Source organism: Candidatus Poriferisocius sp., assembly GCF_965208475.1.
Classification (GTDB): Bacteria; Actinomycetota; Acidimicrobiia; order Acidimicrobiales; family Bin134; genus Poriferisocius.
Window position 1 is genome coordinate 821,058 of sequence record NZ_OZ242338.1, and the last position, 22,305, is coordinate 843,362.

19 protein-coding genes and 1 pseudogene are annotated in these 22,305 nt (G+C 63.7%); 8 read left to right on the top strand and 12 right to left on the bottom strand.

The annotated features are described in order from the left end of the window. Window positions 1-16: 16 nt before the first annotated feature. Window positions 17-1,720, bottom strand: coding sequence for a glutamine--tRNA ligase/YqeY domain fusion protein (locus tag ACOGXA_RS03855; RefSeq protein WP_419925963.1), 1,704 nt, complete (start codon window positions 1,718-1,720; stop codon window positions 17-19). A gap of 71 nt (window positions 1,721-1,791) precedes the next feature. Here ACOGXA_RS03855 and ACOGXA_RS03860 point away from each other — a divergent pair, with 71 nt between their 5' ends. Together ACOGXA_RS03860 and ACOGXA_RS03865 are read left to right on the top strand one after the other, a co-directional pair. Next, window positions 1,792-2,934 carry an amidohydrolase family protein gene (locus ACOGXA_RS03860; protein WP_419925964.1) on the top strand — a complete coding sequence of 381 codons (1,143 nt, stop codon included), beginning with the start codon at window positions 1,792-1,794 and terminating at the stop codon, window positions 2,932-2,934. 9 nt (window positions 2,935-2,943) lie between these two features. Further along, window positions 2,944-4,380, top strand: coding sequence for an FAD-dependent oxidoreductase (locus tag ACOGXA_RS03865; RefSeq protein ID WP_419925965.1), 1,437 nt, complete (start codon window positions 2,944-2,946; stop codon window positions 4,378-4,380). 17 nt (window positions 4,381-4,397) lie between these two features. Here ACOGXA_RS03865 and ACOGXA_RS03870 read toward each other — a convergent pair whose 3' ends face one another. Further along, on the bottom strand, window positions 4,398-4,802 hold the full coding sequence (locus tag ACOGXA_RS03870) for a TIGR03668 family PPOX class F420-dependent oxidoreductase (RefSeq protein ID WP_419925966.1): 405 nt from the start codon (window positions 4,800-4,802) through the stop codon (window positions 4,398-4,400). Between the two features lie 371 nt (window positions 4,803-5,173). Here ACOGXA_RS03870 and ACOGXA_RS03875 point away from each other — a divergent pair, with 371 nt between their 5' ends. Both ACOGXA_RS03875 and ACOGXA_RS03880 read left to right on the top strand, forming a co-directional pair. After that, complete coding sequence (locus ACOGXA_RS03875; RefSeq protein WP_419925967.1) at window positions 5,174-5,593, top strand: hypothetical protein; 420 nt, start codon at window positions 5,174-5,176, stop codon at window positions 5,591-5,593. 31 nt (window positions 5,594-5,624) lie between these two features. After that, entirely contained in the window at window positions 5,625-5,966 is a 342-nt protein-coding gene (locus tag ACOGXA_RS03880) for a hypothetical protein (protein ID WP_419925968.1), read from the top strand. A 3-nt stretch (window positions 5,967-5,969) separates the two neighbouring features. On the opposite strand, the gene ACOGXA_RS03885 is transcribed toward ACOGXA_RS03880, so the two are convergent. Both ACOGXA_RS03885 and ACOGXA_RS03890 read right to left on the bottom strand, forming a co-directional pair. Next, the gene (locus tag ACOGXA_RS03885; protein ID WP_419925969.1) at window positions 5,970-7,145 is read right to left on the bottom strand and encodes a cytochrome P450; all 1,176 of its coding nucleotides are present in this window, start codon (window positions 7,143-7,145) and stop codon (window positions 5,970-5,972) included. Window positions 7,146-7,149: 4 nt separating this feature from the next. After that, window positions 7,150-8,952 carry a flavin-containing monooxygenase gene (locus ACOGXA_RS03890; protein WP_419925970.1) on the bottom strand — a complete coding sequence of 601 codons (1,803 nt, stop codon included), beginning with the start codon at window positions 8,950-8,952 and terminating at the stop codon, window positions 7,150-7,152. Between the two features lie 20 nt (window positions 8,953-8,972). On the opposite strand from ACOGXA_RS03890, the gene ACOGXA_RS03895 reads away from it, so the two are divergent. Further along, window positions 8,973-9,431, top strand: a complete 459-nt coding sequence (locus ACOGXA_RS03895) for a cupin domain-containing protein (protein WP_419925971.1) — start codon at window positions 8,973-8,975, stop codon at window positions 9,429-9,431. A 41-nt stretch (window positions 9,432-9,472) separates the two neighbouring features. Here ACOGXA_RS03895 and ACOGXA_RS03900 read toward each other — a convergent pair whose 3' ends face one another. Continuing rightward, window positions 9,473-10,426: a cupin domain-containing protein gene (locus tag ACOGXA_RS03900; protein WP_419925972.1), complete on the bottom strand. Its 954-nt coding sequence runs from the start codon at window positions 10,424-10,426 to the stop codon at window positions 9,473-9,475. A gap of 85 nt (window positions 10,427-10,511) precedes the next feature. Between ACOGXA_RS03900 and ACOGXA_RS03905 the strand changes: the two genes are divergently transcribed. Both ACOGXA_RS03905 and ACOGXA_RS03910 read left to right on the top strand, forming a co-directional pair. Next, window positions 10,512-12,350, top strand: coding sequence for an FAD-binding protein (locus ACOGXA_RS03905; RefSeq protein WP_419925973.1), 1,839 nt, complete (start codon window positions 10,512-10,514; stop codon window positions 12,348-12,350). 10 nt (window positions 12,351-12,360) lie between these two features. After that, the gene (locus ACOGXA_RS03910; protein WP_419925974.1) at window positions 12,361-13,137 is read left to right on the top strand and encodes a YhjD/YihY/BrkB family envelope integrity protein; all 777 of its coding nucleotides are present in this window, start codon (window positions 12,361-12,363) and stop codon (window positions 13,135-13,137) included. Here the strand turns inward: ACOGXA_RS03910 and ACOGXA_RS03915 are convergent. The 6 genes and pseudogenes from ACOGXA_RS03915 to ACOGXA_RS03940 all read right to left on the bottom strand — a co-directional run bounded on the left by ACOGXA_RS03915 (window position 13,134) and on the right by ACOGXA_RS03940 (window position 21,243). Continuing rightward, on the bottom strand, window positions 13,134-13,490 hold the full coding sequence (locus ACOGXA_RS03915) for a DUF2442 domain-containing protein (protein ID WP_419925975.1): 357 nt from the start codon (window positions 13,488-13,490) through the stop codon (window positions 13,134-13,136). The genes ACOGXA_RS03910 and ACOGXA_RS03915 overlap by 4 nt on opposite strands. A gap of 128 nt (window positions 13,491-13,618) precedes the next feature. Beyond that, window positions 13,619-16,104 (bottom strand): annotated as a pseudogene (locus ACOGXA_RS03920) (type I restriction endonuclease subunit R). A 325-nt stretch (window positions 16,105-16,429) separates the two neighbouring features. After that, entirely contained in the window at window positions 16,430-17,974 is a 1,545-nt protein-coding gene (locus tag ACOGXA_RS03925; protein WP_419925976.1) for a restriction endonuclease subunit S, read from the bottom strand. Then, window positions 17,965-18,387, bottom strand: a complete 423-nt coding sequence (locus ACOGXA_RS03930; RefSeq protein ID WP_419925977.1) for a nucleotidyltransferase substrate binding protein — start codon at window positions 18,385-18,387, stop codon at window positions 17,965-17,967. Before ACOGXA_RS03930 ends, ACOGXA_RS03925 begins: the two co-directional genes overlap by 10 nt. Further along, window positions 18,388-19,971 (bottom strand): type I restriction-modification system subunit M, encoded by a 1,584-nt coding sequence (locus ACOGXA_RS03935; RefSeq protein ID WP_419925978.1) that lies wholly within the window; start codon window positions 19,969-19,971, stop codon window positions 18,388-18,390. It abuts the gene before it with no gap. 87 nt (window positions 19,972-20,058) lie between these two features. Beyond that, window positions 20,059-21,243, bottom strand: coding sequence for a hypothetical protein (locus ACOGXA_RS03940; protein WP_419925979.1), 1,185 nt, complete (start codon window positions 21,241-21,243; stop codon window positions 20,059-20,061). A gap of 199 nt (window positions 21,244-21,442) precedes the next feature. On the opposite strand from ACOGXA_RS03940, the gene ACOGXA_RS03945 reads away from it, so the two are divergent. After that, on the top strand, window positions 21,443-21,787 hold the full coding sequence (locus tag ACOGXA_RS03945; RefSeq protein ID WP_419925980.1) for a carboxymuconolactone decarboxylase family protein: 345 nt from the start codon (window positions 21,443-21,445) through the stop codon (window positions 21,785-21,787). 83 nt (window positions 21,788-21,870) lie between these two features. On the opposite strand, the gene ACOGXA_RS03950 is transcribed toward ACOGXA_RS03945, so the two are convergent. Further along, entirely contained in the window at window positions 21,871-22,302 is a 432-nt protein-coding gene (locus tag ACOGXA_RS03950) for a hypothetical protein (protein ID WP_419925981.1), read from the bottom strand. Between the last annotated feature and the right edge of the window lie 3 nt (window positions 22,303-22,305).

Here is a 22,305-nt window from a genome sequence, read left to right on the forward strand (position 1 = left end):
TCGAAGCTTCGACTCCCTATTTCTTGCGCTGTCGTTTTTGGATGCGGGCCCATTCGTCTCTGAGGCCGACGGTGCGGTGGAAGATGTCGGGGCTGTCGGGGTCGCGGGCGAAGTAGCCGAGGCGCTCGAACTGGACCACCTGGCCGGGGGCGATGTCGGCCATGGCCGGCTCGAAGCGGGCGCCTTCGACGAGCCGGGCGGAGTCGGGGTTGAGCGAGTCCATGGGGTCGGCGCCGTCGGCGCCGGGATGGGGGTCGGTGAAGAGGCGCTCGTAGAGCACCGCTCGGCCGTCGAGGGCGTGGGCGGCCGACACCCAGTGGATGGTGGCCTTGACCTTGCGGCCGTCGGGGGCTTGGCCTGATCCGGTCTCGGGGTCGTAGGTACAGCGCACCTCGGTGACGTTGCCGTCGGCGTCGGTGTCCACCTCGGTGCAGGTCACGAAGTAGCCCGACCGCAGCCGCACCTCGCGACCCGGTGATAGCCGGTAGAACTTGGGGGGTGGATCGAGCATGAAGTCGTCGTGCTCGATGTAGAGCTCCCTTGAGAACGGCACCTGCCGGGCCCCGGCTGATGGATCCTCGGGGTTGTTGCCCGCCTCCCGAATCTCCACCTGGCCCTCGGGGTAGTTCTCTATCACCAGGCGCAGCGGGTTGAGCACCGCCATCCGCCGCAGCGATACCTCGTTGAGCTCCCGGCGGACGAACGACTCCAGCAGCTCCACCTCCACAGTGCCGTCCACCCGGGCCACCCCGACGTGGCGGCAGAACTCCCGGATGGCCTTGGGCGGGAATCCTCGGCGGCGAAGACCTCGCAATGTGGGCAAACGGGGGTCGTCCCAGCCATCGACATGGCCGTCGCCCACCAACTGCGACAGACGGCGCTTGGACAGCACGGCGTGGGTGATGTTCAAGCGGGCGAACTCGGTTTGGCGGGGGCGGTCGCCGGGCAGGTTGAGATGGTCCAAGAACCAGTCGTACAGAGGGCGGTGAGCGTCGAACTCCAGGGTGCATACGGAGTTGGTCACCCCCTCCACCGCGTCGCTCTGGCCGTGGGCCCAGTCGTAGGTGGGGTAGATGCACCACTGGTCGCCGGTGCGGTGGTGGCTGGCGTGGCGGATGCGGTACAGCACCGGGTCGCGCATGAGCATGTTCTCGTGGCCCATGTCTATGCGGGCCCGCAGCACCCTCTCTCCGTCGGGGAACTCCCCCGCCCGCATCCGCCGGAACAGGTCGAGGTTCTCCTCAGGGGTGCGGTTGCGCCACGGGCTGTCGGTGCCGGCCTCGGTGAAGCCGCCCCGATTCCGGGAGATGGCCTCGGCGTCCTGGTCGTCCACGTAGGCCAGCCCGGCGCGGATCAGATCCTCAGCCCACTGGTAGAGCTGCTCGAAATAGTCGGAGGCATACAGGGTGCCCCGGTCGGACTGATAGCCCAGCCAGGCGATGTCCTCCTCGATGGCGGCCACGAAGTCGGCCCGCTCGGTCTCGGGGTTGGTGTCGTCGAACCGAAGGTTGCAGGTGCCGCCGAACTCGGCGGCCAAGTCGAAGTTCAGGCAGATCGACTTGGCATGGCCGATGTGCAGATAGCCGTTGGGCTCGGGTGGGAACCGGGTTTGAACCCGCCCGCCGAAGGTGCAGTCGGCGATGTTCTGGCGGATAAGGCTGCGTATGAAGTCGCTGCGCTCGCCGGGCTCCTCGCCTCCGGTGCTCCCGGCATTGCTCATGGCCACCATCCTTTACCGATCCTCGGCCTGTCGCCAATGCATTAGTGGTTTGGACGGCGCGAGACTGGTGCATGGCCTATTCGATCATCGACGTCGACACCCACATCACCGAGCCGGCTGACACCTGGACCAGTCGGGTGTCCGCCCGCCACCGCGACCGTGTGCCTCGAGTGGAGGTGATCGATGGCCGCCAGATCTGGCTGCTGGGCGACGACCGCATCGGCGCGGTCGGCCCCACCGCCCCGGCTGGGTGGCCCAAGCCCATGCCCGACTCCCCGGCCGGCTACGACGAGGTACACCCGGCGGCCTTTGACGCGCGGGCCCGGTTGGAGCTCATGGACCAGCGCGGGGTGTGGGCCGAGGTGCTGTATCCCAACGTGGGCGGGTTCGGCGCCCAGCGCTTTTTGACTATTGACGATGCCGAGCTCAAGTACGAGTGCGTGAGGGCCTACAACGACTTCTTGTCCGAGTGGTGCAGTGCCGATGACCGTCGGCTCATACCGTCGATGGCCACCCCGTTCTGGGACGTGGACAACGCGGTGGCCGAGGTGCAGCGGTGCGCCTCACTGGGCTATCGCTCGGTGAACTTCACCGGGGAGCCCCAAGTGTTCGGGCTGCCCTATCTGGGCGAGTCCCATTGGGACCCGTTCTGGTCGGCAGTGTGCGACTGCGACATGGTGGTGTCTTTTCACATCGGCAGCGGCGAGTTCAACTGGGACCACACCCGAGTGGAGCGCCGAGGCTTCGCCGAGGCCTACGCCCTGCAATCGGTGGATCTGTTCACCAAGAACGGCATCCAGGTGTGCGACCTCTTGCTGTCGGGCGTGCTGCCCCGCTTCCCCAAGCTGAAGGTGGTGTCGGTGGAGTCGGGCATCGGTTGGCTGCCCTTCATGCTTGAGGCGCTCGACAATCAGTTCACCGAGGGCGGCGGGATGAATGACCGGCCCGAATTCCAAAAGCTGCCCAGCGAGTACTTCACCGGGCAGGTGTACACCACGTTCTGGTTCGAGGAATCGGCGCCCCAAGACATGCTCGGCGGGCGAATCCCGCTCGACAACGTGCTGTTCGAGACCGATTTCCCCCATCCCACCTGCCTGTACGACAACGTGGAGGAGAAGATCGCCGCCAGCATCGGCCACCTGTCCCCCCAAGACCGCCACCAACTCCTCTGGGGCAACGCCGAGAAACTGTACCGAGTGGAGTCGCCCGCCTAGATTCCTGCCATGAGCGAAAAATGGGACCGGGAAGCCGATGTCGCGGTGCTGGGGATGGGCGCGGCGGGGTGCGCGGCGGCCATTGCCGCGGCCGATGCGGGGGCGTCGGTCGTCTTGCTGGAGAAGATGCCCGAGGGCCGCGAGGGGGGCAACACCCGCATCTCCGGGGGTATCTGGTTCAACAGCCTCGATCCCGATGGGATGGCCACTTACCTGCGGTCACTGTGCGGCCCCTACACGCTGCCTGAAGAGGTCATCGAGGTGTGGGCCGAGGAGACCTACAAGAACACCGAGTGGCTGGAGAGCCTGGGGGTCACTCCGGGCGTCCACGCCGACTACAAGCCCGAATATCCCGAGATGCCCGGCGCCGAGTTCTACGGCGGCTATCTGGGTGTCAACGGGGAGATGGGACAGCAGCTTCTGTGGAAGGCCCTGTCGGACGTAGTGCGGGGCCGGGGCGTGGAGGTGTTGCTGGACTCCCCGGCCCAAGAGCTGGTGACCGACTCCGACGGCGCAGTGACCGGCGTGGTGGCCACCTCTGGCGGCCAGCGGTTGCGGGTGGGCGCCCGCCGGGGCGTGGTGCTGGCCACCGGCGGATTCGAGAACAACCCGGAGATGGTGCGCGACTACTTGCAGCTTCCCGGCTCCCCGGTGTGGGGCTCGCCCGCGGGCACCGGAGACGGCATCAAGATGGCCCAGAAGGCAGGCGCCGATCTGTGGCACATGGACAACATGATGGCCGCTCTCGGCTTTGCCGCCGAGGGTTTCGAGGCGGGGATGTACGTGATGTTCATCTTCTCCATGGGATTCATCTGCGTGGGCAACGACGGCCGCCGGTCCCACAACGAGATGCCGCCCCAAGGCCACGGCCACGGCCTGATCGACGGCGACTACGAACTCTTCCAGCGCCGACCTCTGCACGTGATCTTCGACGAGGCCACCCGGCAGGCCGGGCCCATCTCGCCGCCTCGAGAAATTCTGCCGGTGGGGTGGAACCTGCTCATGGAGGGCTATGAGTGGAGCGCCGACAACTCCGCCGAGATCGAAAGGGGGTGGATCCAAAAGGCCGACACCCTCGATGAGCTCGCTGGAGTTCTGGGCATCGAACCCGACGGGCTAGAGGCGTCGGTGGCCTCATGGAACGACGCCTGTGCTGCCGGACACGATCCGCTGGGCCGTCCCGCGGCCACTCTGGCCCCGCTGGCCACTCCCCCGTACTACGGATTCACCTCGGCCCCGCTTTTGGGCTGGACCAACGGCGGGCCTCGCCGCAACGAAAAAGCCCAGGTGCTAGACCCCTTCGGCGGGGCCATCGGCCGCCTCTACGCCGCCGGCACGGTCAGCTCCACCTACAGCCGGTGCAAAGACGGCGGCTTCCACATCGGCGATGCGCTGGCTTTTGGCCGGGTGGCCGGCCGCAATGCCGCTGCCGAGGCACCTCGATAGGCCCAGCCCGATCTGGCCTATGGCCAGGCACGCCAAGCGGTGCTGTCGAGGGCGATGACCGGGCCGGGAGGACGGGTTTGTTGGTACTGGGCGTATTTGGCGGCCAGCAAGTCGAGGGCATGGTCGCGCTCATCGCCCTGCACCAGCACTCGAGCGGTGCCGTCAACTCGGATCCACCACAGCTTCGACCAGTCGTCGTCGTAGCGGTCCACCAGCAGACAGGCCATCGGATTGGCGGACAGGTTGTCCAAGCGGCGCAGCGCCAGGGTGGACTTGGGCTTGGCGTCGATCGCGGAGTACGCCACATCGCCCTCCAGCGCGAAACAGCACGGCACTGCGTGGGGGCGACCACCGCCGGTCACGGTGCTGAGCACCCCGGATCGCGCCTCTCGCACCAGCCGCCGCATTTCGCTGCCATCCATTTCCAGACTCTACGGTGCTCAGCGGTTGGCCACCGCCCTGCTCCCGGCTGCTGGCAGGCTGGCCGGTCGGCAAGGATCCCGGCAAATCTGCTGCTCCGGCGAGCACAACGTCACCGGCATTTTCCAAATTGCTTGGTTTGCCAACCTGTTGGCTAAAATTGGCCTCCTAGAAATACTGCCTATGGATCAGGGGGGCCTCGGCGAGGGTCGGGGCCGAAGACTCTGGAAGGAATCAGACGCCACAAGAGACGTCAGGGCAATTCTGGCCGGGGAGCCCTTTAGGCGAATTCACTGCCTAGTCCCTAACCAACGGGTCGACTGACCCGACCGCCACTAGATGCCTGCCACTGTGACCGTCGCATGCCCACGTTATGCGCACAATCCGCTTGCTCAGTTTTATCGCCCTGTCTGGCTTGGCCTTGGTTGCCACCGGAAGCCGGATCGACAGCTACGACCACTTCGGCGTGGAGCAGTGGCGTCCGCTGGTGGAGGAAATTTTCCCGGCCGACGAGGTAGACGACGTGCTCTCGGTTATGGGCTGCGAGTCACATGGCAACCCCAACACCCGCTTCCTCGAGGAATGGGGGGACTACTCGCTGGGGCTCATGCAGATCAACGAAGGATGGCTCACCGGGTGGAGTCGGCCGGAGTGGTCGATCCTCTCCCACAACGGACAGCCCGTCGATCTCACCGATCCAGCCACCAACCTGCAAGCCGCCAAGTTCGTCCGCCACTACGAAGACGTCAACGGCCACCCCCCCTGGTCGCAATGGGCCTGCCAGCCCGACTGAACGAGGCTTTGGCCCGATACCATAGGGCGTGTTGTTTGTAGGCACTTACGACGCTGATGGGGGGCTTGGCGGCGAGCTGCGGTATGTGGCCGGCAAGCTTCTGGGGCGGGGCAAGTGCGCACTGTGCGACATCACCCACGGGTGGAATCCGATGGGGTCCAAGAGCTGGAAGCAGGCATGTGCGGTGTCAGACGTCGAGATCGAGCTCTTGCATCGAAACGAGGCCACCGCCGAGCAGCTTGCCGCCTCTTCTGGGCTGCCCTCCATCCTGCGCCGCCGCGATGGGCAGTGGAGCGAGGCAATCCCGGCATCAGAGATCGCCCAGTACGCGGGCGCCCCCGACGCATTGCTGGAGCGCTTGGACCAGTTCTAGCGCTCAGCCGGTTGAGAACGGCAGGTACTCGTACCGCCGGGTTGACCAGCCGCCGGCAAAGCGGGCGGTTCCCTCGTCGACCGAGTAGTCCGGGAACCGCCCCAGCAGCTCTTCGAGGGCGACTCGGCACTGGAGCCGGGCCACCGACGCGCCGAGGCAGTGGTGGGCGCCGTAGCCAAGGGCCACGATCTTGTCGATCTTGCGATTGACGTCGAGCTCCCCGGCGGTGGGGCCGAACTCCCGTTCATCCCGGTTGGCCGACGCGAACAGCAGCAGCGCCTTCTTGCCCTCGGGAATGGTGACGCCGTGCAGCGTCATATCACGGGTCAGTGTGCGGGCCAGGTTCTGCACGGGCGAAGTCAGCCGCAGCAGCTCCTCCACCGCATTGGGGATCGCCGAAGGGTCGTCTATCAGTGCCCGGCGCTGGTCCCGATGGCGGTCGAGCAGCACCGTCGAAGCGCTGAGCATCCCGGTCACGGTGTCGTTGCCGCCGGTGATCATGGTGAAGATGAACCCCACGATCCACATGGCCGAGGCGACGTCTTCGCCTACCTGCACCAGGCCGGTCACCAGGTCGTCGCCGGGATCGGTCTTGCGGCGCTCGATCAGCCCGCTGGCGTACTCGAACAGCTCGAGGAACGCACTGGCATCCTGACCATATTCGGCAGTGGACTCCGCCGTGGCCTGCACGATGCGCTCGGTCCACCGGTCGAACAGCACCCGGTCTTCAGGGGGAACGCCCAGGTAGTGGGCGACCAGGTAGCTGGGCAGCGGCTTGAACAGGGACTGGACGATGTCTGCGTTCCCGGCGTCGGCCACCGTATCGAGCTTGTCGGTGATGAACTCCCGAACCAGGTCCTCTACCGGGGCCACCTGGCGGGGGGTCATGGGCCGGCTCACCAATCGGCGCATTGCGGTGTGCTCGGGCGGGTCCATCATCACGATGGGCCGGGCTTTCTCATCGAAGCTGGCCATGTCGTCGGGGGCGGTGGTCAGGCCATTGGCCGACGAATAAGTGGCGGTGTCGCGGGCGGCAGCGAAGACGTCTTCGAACCGCGACAAAACCCAGAATTGGCCGTCGCCCACCTCGTGGACCGGATCCTCATCCCTCAGAGCGCGGTAGTCGTCCCAGGGCTCGGCCCACGTCTCGCCGCTGCGATAGGCGAACTTGACCGACATCGGGCTACCTCAGCTCTAGGCCCTCAAGGGAGCCCTCGTCTCGCCAGGCTTTCAGGAGCTTGAAGAACTCTTGGGCCCCTCCGCCGTAGGTGCCGCCGAACCAGCCGGGGCCGTCGTCGGGCTTGCCCTCGTTGTTGTAATAGCCGGGCGTACACGACTCCAAGAAGCCGGCTCGGCGATAGGCCGACTCCATGATGAGGCGCACCCAGTCGGACTCGGCCTGCTCGGTGGGCTCGACCACCTCGGCGCCTGCCGACAGCCCCCGCTCGACGATGTAGGCCGCGTGCTGGCTCTGCTCGTTGTAGAGCTCGGTGAAGTTGGGGGACACCCCCGACTGGATGCCGCCCATGTGCAACAGGTTGGGATATCCCCGGGTGACCACCCCGTGGAAGGTGGACATGCCGTCGGCCCACCGCTCGCTCAGCGTCACCCCGCCCCGGCCGTAGATGTCGCAGTTGGCCCGGTGGGAGTAGTCGGTTCCCACTTCGAACCCGGTGGCGAAGATGAGGCAGTCCAGCTCATACTCCTGTCCGCCGGCCACCAAGCCCCGAGGGGTGATGCGCTCCACGCCTTGGCCGTCGGTGTCCACCAGCGTGACGTTGTCGCGGTTGAAGGTGGGCAGATAGTCGTCGTGGAAGCACGGCCGCTTGCAGAACTGCCGGTAGTAGGGCTTGAGGGCCTCGGCGATGGACGGGTCTTCTATCAGCTCATCGACCCGGCGGCGGATCTGCTCCATCTTCTGGAAGTCGGCCATCTCCATGGCCTCGGCGATCTCCTCGGGAGTGCCGAGGCGGGTGCCCTCCCCCAGGGCGGTGAGATTGCGCAAGATGTCGGTCCAGCCGTCGCTGACCAGGTCTTCCTCTTGCCTGCTGCCGGCCACGATGTTGCCGAAGTTCTCGATGCGGTGCTGCTGCCAGCCGGGTTCCAGCGACATGGCCCACTCCGGGTCGGTGGGCCGGTTGCCCCGCACGTCGATGGACGACGGAGTGCGCTGGAACACGTACAGGTGCTGGGCGGCCTCGCCCACATGGGGGATGCACTGCACCGCGGTGGCGCCGGTGCCGATCACCCCGACCACCTTGTCGGAGAGCTTGGCGAGGTTCCCGTTGGTGTCGCCCCCGGTGTAGTCGTAGTCCCACCGGCTGGTGTGGAACGAGTGGCCCTCGAAGGTGTCGATGCCGGCGATGCCGGGCAGCTTGGGGCGGCTGAGCGGGCCGATGGCCATGATCACGAACCGGGCCCGCATCCGATCTTGATGGTTGGTGTGAAGCACCCACCGGTTGTCGGCATCGTCCCAGTGCATCTCGTATACCCGAGTGCCGAAGCACACGTCGCGGTACAGGTCGAAGTGGCGGCCCAGCGCCTTGCAGTGCTCCAGGATCTCGGGGCCGTAGGAGTACTTCTCCTTGGGCATGTAGCCCATCTCCTCCAGCATCGGCAGGTAGATGTACGACTCGATGTCGCACTGCACCCCGGGGTACTGGTTCCAGTACCAGGTGCCGCCGAACTCGGCCCCGGTCTCGATCATCCGGATGCTCTCCACCCCTAGCTGGCGGAGCCGTGACCCGGCCAAAAGCCCGCTGAACCCGGTGCCGATGATGGCCACGTCCACCTCGTCGGTGAGCGGCGCCCGGGTGATGCCGGCTTGAGATGGGTCGTCCAGGTACCGGGAATACTCGCCGTCCATAGCGATGTACTGGCCGTTGCCTTCGGTCCGTAGGCGCTTGTCGCGCTCCTGGCGGTACTTCTCTCGGAGGGCGTCGGGGTTGAATTCCATCCTGGTGTCGGAAGAGAGAGTGTCGGTCATGGCTTACTACGATAGAACCCATGACCTTCGAGGCCCGATTCGACCTGAGCAGCGTGCATTGGAGCCACATGGAAGGCGGTCCGGAGTTCGACTATCCCATCGAATACGACGTGGCCGTGCTCGGCTCTCAGCCTGAGAACGGCACTCTCGACCTGCTGGTTCGCTTTGCCCCCAACTCCCACTGCCACTTCCACCGCCATGTGGCCGCCACCCGCACACTGGTGCTCCAGGGCGAGCACCACGTGTTCGACACCGAGCCCGACGGCGAGCCCGTCCACAAGATCAAGCCCGCCGGCACCTACGGCCAGAGCCCCGGCGGGGAGATTCACATGGAGCGGGGCGGGCCTGACGGGGCCATCGTGCTGTTCAACCTCCACTCCCCCACCGGCGTGTTGTTCGAGTCGCTCGACGCCGACCACAACATCACCGCGGTGTCCACCATCGAGTCGATGTCTGACGGCCCCCTCATGGGAGGCTAGGACAGCCTCATATCCGGGGCTCCGGGTTAGCCCCTGATTGATCAACCACTGCCCACCCCGATCATCACCGCCGACAGGGTGAACGGTCCGTCGCCGGTATTTCGCCAGGCGTGATCGGTGCCCCTCTGGATCACACAGTCGCCGGCGCTGAGGTGAACCGGCGGCTGGCTGGGGAGCTCCAAATCCACCGTGCCCTCGACGATTCGCACGAAATCGATGGTGGGAGTCTGGTGCATCATGGCCGCCCGGTCGGCCATGGCCGCCGGGATGGTCACGTGCTTCCAGGTGATCCCCCCACCGGGCGGGTTGAGCTGCATGTCCGACACCGGGGCATCACCGCCCTGGAGTTCGCTGGCCACCGGGGCGAAAGTGTGCCACAGCTCGGCGGTTACCGACCCACCCTCCGAATGGGTAGCGGTGCCGGGCGGGCCGTCGGCGCACACCCCGTCACCGTCGGTAACGATCCGGCGAGGACCCACGGCGCCGGTAGACGCCCCGGCGAATCCGGGATCGGCGCCATCGGTGGCAGCCAGCATGGTGGCGCTGAACACGCAGGGCTCGTCGCCGATGACGATCCACCGATGCCACGTGCCCCGCTGGATCACGCAGTCGCCCCCTTCCAGCTCCACCCAATGATCGTTCAGCTCCAAGCGGATCTGGCCCGAGATGATCTCGATGAAGTCGATGGTGGGGGTGGCATGAAAGCCGACCCGGTCTTGGTCGAACCGGGGGTCGTCGAGCGGGCCGATCGCCTTTCCCCCCGAGGGCTTGAGCGAAAAGAAGCGCCACGAAATCCCGCCGGGCGGGGGGACGAAGTCCTTGCGGTCGGCCGGCTCGTCCCCGCCGTCATCCACGGTGGCGGGATGCTGGCCGACGTACCACATGCTGGCCGTGCTCCGTCCCAAGAAGCTCGACTCGGCCTGTCCGTCGGAGATGATCACCGGTGCTCCCGATGCGTCGTGACCGGTTACGATTCGCCGTCTTGTGAATGCCATCCGGCAACCGTAGCGGCCCGCAGCAACCCCGATGCACGCCGCCCAATCCAAGAATCCCTATGCCTAGTAGGTAGCCTCGAAGCAGATGGTTGACCCACCTGCCGACGTGATCGCCCCGGATCGGCCCCTGCGAGTGGCCGTGTTGGTCAAGCAGATCCCCGTGTTCGAGGACATGGTGCTGGGACCCGATGGCCGCATGGTCCGAGACGGCATCGACATGCACATGAACGACTACTGCCGCCGCGCCGTGGCCAAGGGCACCGAGGTGGCCCTGGCCAGCGGGGGCACGGTCACCGTGTTCACCCTGGGTCCGCAGTCGGCCGAAAATGTCTGTCGGGAAGCTCTTCTTTTCGGGGTGGACGCCGGAATCCACATCTGCGACCCGGAGTTCGCCGGTTCCGACACCTGGGCCACCGCCAAGGCCCTGGCCACTGCTCTGGAGTGTTTCGGGCCGTTCGACCTGGTGATGATGGGACGCAACTCGGTGGACTCCGATACCGGCCAGGTGCCGCCGCAGATGGCCGAGATGCTGGGGCTGCCGTTCGCCACCGGGGTTCGCTACCTCTCCCTTCACGGCGACCGCCTGGAACTGCGATTGGAGCATGACGACGAGTGGGTGGACGTGGCGGTGGAACTGCCTGCGGTGGTGTCGTGCGCCGAGCGGCTGTGCGACCCCTGCAAGATCAAGGATCCCGAGGCCTGGGCCACGGTGGACGCCTCGCACATCCAGACGGTGAGCGCCGCCGACCTGGGCCCCGGCCCGTGGGGCCAGGCCGCCAGCCCCACCTCGGTCGGCCCAGTTCAGATGATCGACGTGGAGCGCCGCCGCCACATGATGACCGGCACCCTGGACGAGCAGATCGGTGAGGCGATAGCGGTCTTGGCCGAGAAGGGAGCGCTGGCCAGCGGCTTGAGCACCGAGCCGCCCTTGGTTCCGCACCGTACTGGGGCTGATTTCGACGGCCCGGCTATTGCGGTGTTGGTGGAGCCTGGCCGAGGGCGGGTGAACCGGGAGCTGATGGGCGCCGCCGCCGCGCTGGCCGCCGAGATCGACGGGTGGGTGGCCGCCCTGGGTCCCGGCCTGGACGACCCCGACGAGGATCTGGGTACATGGGGGGCCGACGCACAGATAGCCATCGGCGTCGGGGCCAGCGGAAACGCGCCGGTCGAGGAAGACTTGGCGTCGGCCATTTCGCCCTGGGCGGCCGAAACCCAGCCCTGGGCCGTGTTGGCGCCGGGCACCGCTTGGGGCCGCGAGGTGGCCTCCCGGTTGGCGGCAACGCTGGGCGCGGGGCTCACCGGTGACGCAGTGGGGCTGAGAGTGGACGACGCCGGAAAGCTGATCGCCATGAAGCCGGCCTTCGGCGGATGGCTGGTGGCCGAGATCCTCTGCGCTTCCTCGGTGCAGATGGCCACGGTGCGCCCCGGGGTGCTGCCCTTCCCCCGATTCAATGCCGACCGTCCCCCGGCTCGCCGATTGTCGCTGCACTCCCCGGGCCGCAGCCGCCTGGAGATCATCCGGCGCTATCGGGACGACGACAGCGATGAGCTGGCCAACGCCTCGGTGGTGATCGGCGTGGGCCAGGGGGTGGACCCAGCCGACTACCCCAAGCTGGAAAAGCACCAGGCCGCCATCGGGGCCGCCCTGTGCGCCACCCGCAAGGTGACCGACTACGGGTGGATGCCCCGGGCCCGCCAAGTGGGCATCACCGGCCACAGCATCAGCCCCCGCCTCTACTTCGCAATCGGCATGAGCGGGAAGTTCAACCACACCGTGGGAGTGCGCAACGCCGGCACGGTGGTGGGCATCAACCCCGACCCCGACGCTCCCCTATGGGAAGTGGTGGACATCGGCTTCGTGGGCGACTGGGCCGAGGTGTTCGACGCCCTGATCCCCCGTCTGGCCGAAGCCCAGGCGGGTTAGCGGTTCGTCGGTGAATTGGTTCGCCAGGCTCATCTCCCTGGCCAAGCAATCAATCAAGTGCTGGCAGGAGGGAGAGGGCGGTACCGGAGCGGCAGAAATCGCCTTCTGGTCGGCGGTATCACTGTTCCCCGCCGCGGTGGCCGCCGCCGCCATCGCCTCCACCGTGCGGGCCGTGTCCGACCGTATCGCCGACCGGTTCAACGAATGGCTGGCCGACGCCGGGCAGACTGCGCTCGGCGATGTGGACAGCACCATCGGCGAGGAGTTCGCCGACGTGGTGTCGGCGCCGGTGGCCGCCACCTCGATCGCCGCAGTGGTCGCGGTGTGGGGCACCATGAGGGCCGCGGCCGCCGCCTGTCGGGCTGTCCGCCGAGTGCGGGGCGAATCCCGCCGGTCGTGGTGGCTGGAGAGATTTGCCGGATTCTGGCTCCTGATCAGGGCCGTTCCCCTTATCGCCGGTCCCACCGCGATTGCGGTGTGGGTAGATCCTCGGCTGGCCCCAGTGGTCGGATTCGTGGCGGCGGTGGCAGTGTTCACCCTCGTACAAAAGGTGGCCTGCCCCCGGCGACCCCTACGCCATGACCTGATCGGCGGCTTCGTATCCGCCCTCTGGTTCTCCGTCGTATCGACAATCGCCGCAATAGCCGTGAACTGGACCCTAGGCGGCACAGCCATCACCGTGGCCACAGCCGGAACCCTCGCCGCCCTCAGCTGGCTATGGGCCGCCGCCTGCGGCGTAACCGCCGGCGCCGCCGTGGCTGGCGCCCTCGATCAGCAGAACGCCTAATCGCCACCAAGAAAGGGGATCTCTCGATCATGTTCCCCCCTGTCGGGCAGTTCAAGGTTGATACCCCTCGGCATGTTCTCGACTAGCCATTTGCCCATCTGATTGCCCTCCTGACGTCGGGCAATTGTCGAAACGGACTTGTCGGTGAGCCTCATGTAGAGAGCATCTGGGAAAAGCTCGATCTCGTCTCCCCAGGCAATCCCTCCATCTGCGGCAACTCGTACTGCCTCAAAACAGGAGCGGTTTTCCCAAGCTTTGAACACCCCTCGGCCAGCTAGATCAGACAGGTCAACCTCACCGGCTACCTCGTCGGCGTACCGAATCCAGACTCGGTATCCCTCGCGGGGTGACACTTCAATCGGGCGGTTCAGGTTGCCTGTGTTTTACATACGCTCAAAGCCTCAACACTTGCATTCGGCCTTACCTACTTGTCCAAACTACCGGACTCGACGGCTAACACCCCACTGGCCGTGGCTGATCCTCATGCTGCCCAGGCAGCGGATACGACTTCGGCTTGCTCTAGAACGGTTAGTGTGGCTTGCTCCTGTTTGTCGGGCGGGTAGTTGTGCTTGCGGAGGACGCGTTTGACCATGCGGCGGATGTCGGCTCTCACGTTCTCACGCAGGGTCCAGTCAATGGTCACGCTGTTGCGCACGGTTTCGACCAGCTCCCCGGCGATCTGGCATAGGACTTCGTCGCCGAGGACAGCGACGGCGCTGTCGTTGACGCCAAGGGCATCGTAGAAGGCCAGTTCGTCCTCAGAAAGACCCAGTTTCTCGCCCCGTTGCCCGGCAGCATTGATCTCCCGGGCAAGCTGGATCAATTCCTCAATCACCTGGGCTGCCTCGATAGCCCGGTTCTGGTAGCGGCGTATCGTCTGCTCAAGCATTTCAGCGAAGGACTTAGCCTGGACCACATTGCGGCGACGACGAGAGTTGATCTCGCCCTTCAACAGCTTCTGCAATAGTTCCACCGCCAAGTTTCGCTGAGGCATTCCCTGCACCTCGACTAGGAACTCCTCAGACAGGATCGAGATGTCCGGCTTGCCCAACCCGGCAGCGGCAAAGATATCCACTACTTCTTCGGATGCCACCGCTTTGGAGATGATCTGACGTACCGCGTGATCCAGATCTTCCTCAGGGCGGGCATCGGCCGGCGCCCGCTTGGACAAGGCGGCCCGCACAGCCTGGAAGAAGGCCACGTCGTCACGGATGGCAAGCGCTTCATCGCTTGGCACTGCCAACGCAAAGGCTTGCGACAGCTCGCGTACAGCTTGCATGCACCGGTCCTTGCCGTCTTCTTGGGCCAAAATGTGCTCTTGAGCAGGGGGCAGCAGGCCGAGCCGCTGCTCGGGTGTGCCTGTGATCCACAGCGACCAGTCGAAGCCATGGAAAAGCCCGCAGCAGATCTCATACTTCTCTTGCATGACCGCAATCGCGTCGGCCTGATTGAGCACGGTGTCTCCTCGGCCTCCACTTTGGGTGTAGGTGGCCAGGGCCTTTTTCAATTCGTGGGCAAGACCCAGATAGTCCACCACCAGCCCACCCGGTTTGTCGCTGAAAACCCGGTTCACTCGGGCGATCGCCTGCATGAGCCCATGACCTCGCATGGGCTTGTCCACGTACATCGTGTGCAGGCTCGGTGCGTCGAAACCGGTGAGCCACATATCGCGCACAAGTACGATCCGCAGCGGATCGGCAGGATCGCGAAAGCGATTGGCCAATGCCTCACGCCTGGGCTTGTTGCGGATGTGCTGCTGCCATTCGACCGGATCAGATGCCGATCCGGTCATCACCACCTTGATCTCACCTAGGCCGTCTTCGTCATGGTGCCAGTCGGGATGCAGCCGGATCAGCTCCTGATAGAGGTCCACGCAGATGCGCCGGCTCATGCACACCACCATGGCCTTGCCCTCCATGCTCTCTAGGCGCTTCTCGAAGTGATCCACGATGTCGCCGGCGATAAGAGCAAGGCGCTTCTTGGTCCCGACCCCTGGGTATGCCAGACCACCCCGATGCGCCGGTCTCCCGGCACCCCGCCTGGCTTGCGGCCCTCAGCGCCAGAGTCGGCACCATCGCCCACGGGCTCTAACCCGCCTTGGAGCCGGGCCGCCCGCAACGTCTCGCCCACCGCAGCTTCGACGGCGTGGAGCTGGTGATAACCCGCCATCTTCTTGGCCATCTGTCCGCTGCCGTCATCCTCGAACACGATGAAGTCGCGCACCAAGGCCAAGAACCGCTCGGGAGCGCACACCCCTTCCAGCAGAACCTGAAGCTGGGGCACCGACGGAGCCGCCTCACCTTCTCCGGAGGCGGTGCGCCACGGCTTGAACCACTCCCGTCCCGCGGTCAGCGTGCCGATTCGGGCCTCCAGCCCATCAGACACCACGAGGGCCTCGTTCATCGAGAAGAGTGTGGGCAACTCGGCCTTGTAGGTCTGGAGTTGCTGCCACGCGGCCCACACCGTGGCCTCGGCATCAGTCGGGTTCTTCAACTCGATCACCCCGAGAGGCAGGCCGTTCACGAAGAGCAAGATGTCGAGTCGGCGCTCGTGCTTGTCCTCCACCACCGTGAACTGGTTGACGGCGAGCCAGTCGTTGTTCTGAGGACCGTCGAAGTCGAACACCCGCACCTGCGCCCCCCGGACGCGCCCGCCGTCATCGCGGTACTCCACCGCCACCCCCTCCACCGCCATGCGGTGAAAGGCCCGATTGCGAGCCTCCAGCGTCGCCCCCTCGGGATGGACCAGCTTGCGGGCCGCATCTTGTCGAGCCTCATCCGGCACATCGGGATTCAGCCGCACCAGCGCAGCCCGCAGCCTTCCCGCCAACACCACCTGCCCGTAGTCATCCCGTTCGGCCCCTGCTATGGCGGGTGCGATGTCCCGCCCATGGACCACTCCCCATCCCAGGCTCCGCAGACAGTCGAGGGCCAACTCCTCGACATCAGCCTCGATCAGTCCGGTCATCGCATCTCCAAGAAGCAGCAAGATCCACTGGTCGACTCAGGAATCATATTGGCATCAGAGAACACACCCTCATCCTCCTATTCAAGGCAGAAAACCCAGGGTAGACAACGGCTCATTTCAAACGGTCGATGCACTCCTGCCTCAGCACTGGGCACAGACAAACCGGTCCCTGCGGGCTGGCAAGGCCTTGTTCTGGTCCTAGGGCCAAAGAAAGATCGGTTCGCCAAATCCTCTACTCAGCTGCGCAGCCCCCGCGTCGAGTACGGCCCCGGCCCCACCATTAGCGCGAAGATCCTACAAATGCCCTCACCCAGCCGAGCTCCGCTCACACCACCGAAGCCTCCAACTCCAAATCAAGCTCCGACACATCCAACTCGCCCGAAATCAAACGTGGCAGAAGCAGGTCTCGAGCCTCGCGGAGAAGAACGCTCTGTCGAGAGAGGTTCGCGATCAAGTCCTCCAACGGTGCAACCGCAGCTTCAAATTTCTTGACGAGGGAAGTCATTGGCTTCAGCAACATAATTGACTCCATATCCCTTTTGGTCACAGCTTTGAAGACTGTTCCACCGCCGGTTGAGTCTTCAACAGCAAATCTGTCTTTCAGCTGCATCAACAGGAAATTCTGATGTCCATCCGAGTCTCGGATTGCACTGAGTCCCCGGCCGACCACAAGACGGTCAGGAGCCAAATTGATGCGCCCCACAGGTGCCCTGACGCTGAACAAGATGTCTCCGGGTTCGGCAACTCTCTTGTCCACCGTCGTCCACTTGGTGTGGCTCGGATACCTCGGTCCAAAGCCGGTCACACCCTGATGGAACGGAAGCCCTTCTCCGATGTCGTTGTAGTGCTCCGATCTCGGCGATTGGCCCATGACAAATGAACACATCTCGATCAGCGGAGCCACTTCCCACCCCTCGGGGATCGGGCCGAGATCGGAGTCGACCAGCCCGACATCCTCATGCCCCGGAAACCGGAAGTACACAAACCACTCCCGATATAGAAGAGCAGCCATCTCTTCCAATGTGTGGTTCATTCGGCGGTTTAGATCAATGTTGTCGTCTAGTACTACTAGCATATCCGCTACAGTCCGCTGTCTGGATATATCTGGTAAGGGAATTTCTAATCGACCAATATCTGCTTTCCTCAACCCGAATTTCTTCACCCCATTGGCATAAGAATGAAATTGATCTCTTGCTTCAACCGTATTCAGAGCGTAATATAAATAGGAACCGTAAACCTTCGATGTGTCAGGACGGAGAATTGCCAGACGATAGCCGCAAACTAGGTTGTCTATCTCGTGGCGCATTAGTGCCGGTACACCTATATCATCATACTGCTCGGAGTCCTTAGTGATAATCACATCTTCTTGTTTTAGTGTAAACTTTGAAATCTCTACTTCAGTAGCTGTACCACCCATAAACTGGATATCGGGTTGAATGAAGCTATTCTTGTAGACATCTATATAGTTGCAAATAGCTACAGAATACTCGTCGTCATTTATCTTGTTGTCAACACTGCTAATTCTCAGATCGACTATGTCCTTTAGCGCAGTCATATTAGGAGACTCTACCAATACCATATGATTATTTTCGATATTTTTCCGAAATGTGTCAGGAACTGCGTCCCAAACAAATAGATCAACTCGGAATGGCAGATTGCTCTCGCTAAACGCATCCCGCAACTCAGAAACCTGGCGTAATCGTTCAGGAGGTGCAAAGATGACAATGTCTAAGTCTGAATTTGGGTGAGAAGTCCACTTTACTCGCGAGCCGTAGGCCCAAGCAGTAGTGTTGGGCAGGTGTTTCTGAATAAGGGCTACTACGGTCTCTTGGTGGTCAACGGTGAGGTCGATGGCCGTGCTCAATCCCATGGCTCGCCCGTCATAGTTTGGAGCAGGTCGATAGCATCACTAATGAAGTGGCCAGCCAACTCTAAGCAAGCCTGCGCCTTTGCGCCATCGTAGTCATGGGATGTGTCAGTACGAGCTTGGGCATAATCCAACCATTGATCCAATGGCACATCAAACAAATTGTTTTCGGCAGCAAGTTTCAAGATCGGCTTCGGGCTGTTCGGGGTGTCGGGTATTGCGAGTTCTTCGCCCAAGTATCGCTTCAACACCTTCCACAGACAGTCATAACATGTCTCGAATCGTTGAATGACAGATTCAGCGACCCCCTCTAGGTCCAACGTCGACCTCGAGGGGTTGGAAGTCAGATAGTTCTCATGCTGTTCCACGAGACGCTCCAGCGACATCTGGAACTTGGTGTAGTCGATCTGTGCCATTCAGAAACCCAGGCTATCCAGGTTGGCCTCGATGACGGCATCCAGTCGAGCGGATTCTCTCTGTTGCTCGCGCCACTTAGCGGTCAGGCGGCGCATCTTCTCTTCGAAGGGTTCGTCGTCTTCTTCTCGGGGTTTGGTGCCTACGTAGCGGCCGGGGGTGAGGATGTGTTCGTGTCTGCGGATTTCCTCGAGGGTAACGGCCTTGCAAAAACCGGGAGCGTCGGCGTAGCCGGCTGAACTGTCCCGCCAGGTGTGGTAAGTGTCGGCAATTCGGGTGATGTCGTCGTCGGTGAACTCACGGTGGGTGCGGTCGACCATGGCGCCCATCTCCCGGGCGTCGATGAAGAGTATCTCTCCTGCGCGCTGGCGGTCTCGGGCCACAAACCACAGGCAGGCGGGAATCTGGGTGGAGTAGAAGAGCTGGCCGGGAAGCGCCACCATGCAATCCACCAGATCGGCCTCCACCAGGTTCTTGCGGATCTCCCCCTCCCCCGACTGCTGCGACGACATCGAGCCGTTGGCCAACACAAAGCCGGCGATTCCGGCGGGGGCCAGGTGGTGGACCATGTGCTGCACCCAGGCGAAGTTGGCGTTGCGCTTGGGGGGCACGCCGTACCTCCAGCGCTTGTCGTCGGTCAGCCGGTCGCCGCCCCAGTCGGAGATGTTGAACGGCGGGTTGGCCAGGATGAAGTCGGCCTTCAGGTCGGGGTGCAGGTCGTTGTGGAAGCTGTCGCCCTGGGCGATCTGGCCCTCGATGCCCCGGATGGCAAGGTTCATCTTGGCCAGCCGCCAGGTCGTGTAGTTGGCCTCCTGTCCGTAGATGGAAATGTCCCGACGGGTGCCCTGGGGCTGGGCGCCTCCGTTGCCATTGCCGGTGGCGTGGGCTGAGATGAACTCCACCGACTGCACGAACATCCCCGACGAGCCGCAGCACGGGTCGTACACCCGGCCCCGGTAGGGCTCGATCATCTCCACCAGCAGCTTGACCACACAGCGCGGCGTGTAAAATTCCCCGCCGCGCTTGCCCTCGGCGCTGGCGAACTGCGACAGGAAGTACTCATACACCCGGCCAAGCACATCCTTTGAGCGGGCTTCGGCGGTGCCGATGGCGATGTTGCTCACCAAGTCTATGAGCTGGCCCAGCCGCTGCTTGTCGAGAACAGGACGGGCGTAATCCTTGGGCAGCACGTCTTTCAGCGCCGGGTTGGCCCGCTCAATGGCCTCCATCGCCTCATCCACCGTCTCGCCGATATAGGACTGGCGGGCATCGGCCTTCAACTCGGCCCAGCGGGCTTCTGGAGGCACCCAGAAGACGTTGTGGGCCCGGTACTCGTCGGGGTCTTCGGGGTCGGCCCCTTCGTCGATTTCGCCGTCCAGCTCGGCCCTCCGCTCCTCGAAGGCATCCGACACGTACTTGAGGAAGACCAGGCCCAGCACCACGTGTTTGTACTCGGCCGCATCCATGCTGCCCCTCAGCGTGTTGGCCGCCTGCCATAGCTCGGCTTCAAAGCCAGTGGTAGCCCCCTGAGAGGCGGGGGATGCCCCGCTGCCGGGCTTTTGCTTCTTCGGCCTCCCATCGGGCACCTGGAACCCACCTCCCGCTCTGCTGTAGGGATACCGGGCAAGTTACCGCACCTCGTTGCCGATCTATGCGAATAGCGCCCAAAGGCCCTAGCGCCGCTCGGCCCAGGCGCGGACAGCCTCCCGGTTTGAGTAGTCGATATCCGCGTCCTCCATGCAGCCGAAATGCTGACAGCCCCCATGGTCGGCGCCTGGTAGTGCCAAGGCCCGGCGGCGAGTGACCCTGAAGTACCTGTCGGCCACATAGAGATTGACATCCAGCCCCTCAGGGTCCAGCCCTCGCCTCTGGGCGCTGTACTCCAGCCATTTGGGCAGCACCGACTCCATGCCCTTGCGGCCGTCCTGATCCTCGCCACGGTCGGTGTATTCCCATCTGATCAACAGCGCGAGGGTCTTCTTCGGGCTCCAGGTGAGCAAGTCGCTCTTGTAGCACGAAGAGCTGAAAGAGCAGATGTCGATGACTGCTTCGCCTTCCCACGAGGAGATCTCGCCGTTCTGCTGCATGAAGAAGTCGGCAACCATCTCGCCGACCGCATCCGGGTCAATTTCACTGGGCACGGCCGTGTCGCCCCCATCGGGCAGCAGAGTGATCCACTGCTCTACCAGAGCCAGCAAGTCCTCGTCGGACTCGTATACCTCCCTGGCTTCCTCTTCGTCGTCCTCAACATCGAGCAACTCCTTTGACCAGGATTCACGCTGGCGCAACCCGGCCTCGACAATGGCCCGGGCTTCCGCCAAGTCGACCTCGACTGCCATGCCGGACTCGATATCGGAGACAGCCGTCCGGAACTCTTCTGCGTTCGCGAAGCTGCCGAAGTTGTGGGCGACACCTCCCAGCAGGAGTTCAACCACAACGAACAATCCGATCGTCGTTCCGTCAGGACGGGTGAAGTCGATACTTACAAGGCGCTCATCGTCCCACTCGTCGGTGAAACAGATTGCCTTGACAGGCGTGGCGATGCCCAGCGACTCCACCCATTCCGGGACCTCCACGCCGCGCTCGACCAGCCGGAGGTATAGCCGCCGCGCGCGGGGCCGGGCAGCCACGGGCCCGTAGACCGCAATCGCGGCTGCCAGCGCGGCGGCCGCATTGCCGCCTCGCCCGGACGCAGCAGAAAGGGCATCGAACACGTCGCAGAACGGCGCCGTTTCGAAGGCGGAAGGCCGAAAGGCGGACTGTATGGATGAAGCCCAGACGTCGGATTCATTGAGACTCTGGATCTCGTCTATGGCTCTGCCGGCATCGTGGAGCAGAAACTCGGCGCCTCTTGTCAACCGCTGAGGATGCTGCGACTGCTTGGGAGATCGCGGGCTGGTGCCCCTGGGGGTGTATCTGCTGCCCGATTTTCGATTGCGTTTGCGACTCAATCTGCTAATCCCTTCACCCGACTCACGATACCTGGGAGTCGCAGGCCGCAGAAGCAGCACCGTGGATTTCAGCCGCGGGATTTCCAGCTTGGAGTACGGTCGGGCCATGACCGAACCCCGCCAACCTGATGTACTCAGCCGCCTGCCGATCCCCGAGGAAGTCCGCGACGACGTGATGGAGATGTTGAGGGCCGGCCCCTCAGCAGTGTGGGGCCGGCCGGTGCTGAGCCGACGGGAGCGCAGCCTGGCCACTATCGCCATGATGACCGCATTGGGAAACGAGTTCGCCATCCGCGAGCACATCATCATGGGCTTGGACTCCTTCGGCCTCAGCCGAGAGGAGATCTGCGAGGTCATGATCCAGGCCGCCATCTACGCCGGTTTTCCCGCGGCCATGAAGGCCTTCGAGATCGCCACCGACATCTTTGCCGAACGCGACGCTTCGGGTTGAGAGCAGCCGCATCTGGCACAAAGGGGATCATGCGCCGCCACTCCCCCGCACGATGGTCCGCGCCACCGTCGTCGGAGGCAGCGTCAGTTGAGGCCGACGGCCAGGATTGAACCCCAAATCGTCACGGCGAATCCGACCAGAATGAATACCAGCGTGCGGGTTTGATTGGCGATCATCAGCGCGATCTCACCCTTGTTCTTCTCCATCTCGCTCCGCACTAGCGCGAACTCGCCATAAACCTTGGCGAACTCGCCATCGACTTTCTCGAATCTGGCATCGATTCCTTCGAATCTGGCATCGATTCCTTCGAACTTGGCATCGATTCCTTCGAACTTCGCATCGACTCCATCGAACTTCGCATCGACTCCATCGAATTTGGCTTGGATTCGTCCATCAAGAGCTTTGAGGTCGTCTTTGGTGGCGAGGTGGTACCAGAAGGTGGGGGGAAGGCTCTCCATGAGTGTTCTGGCCTCCTCCTCTCCCAAGACCTCGGTCAGACGTTGCATCAAGGCCAAACG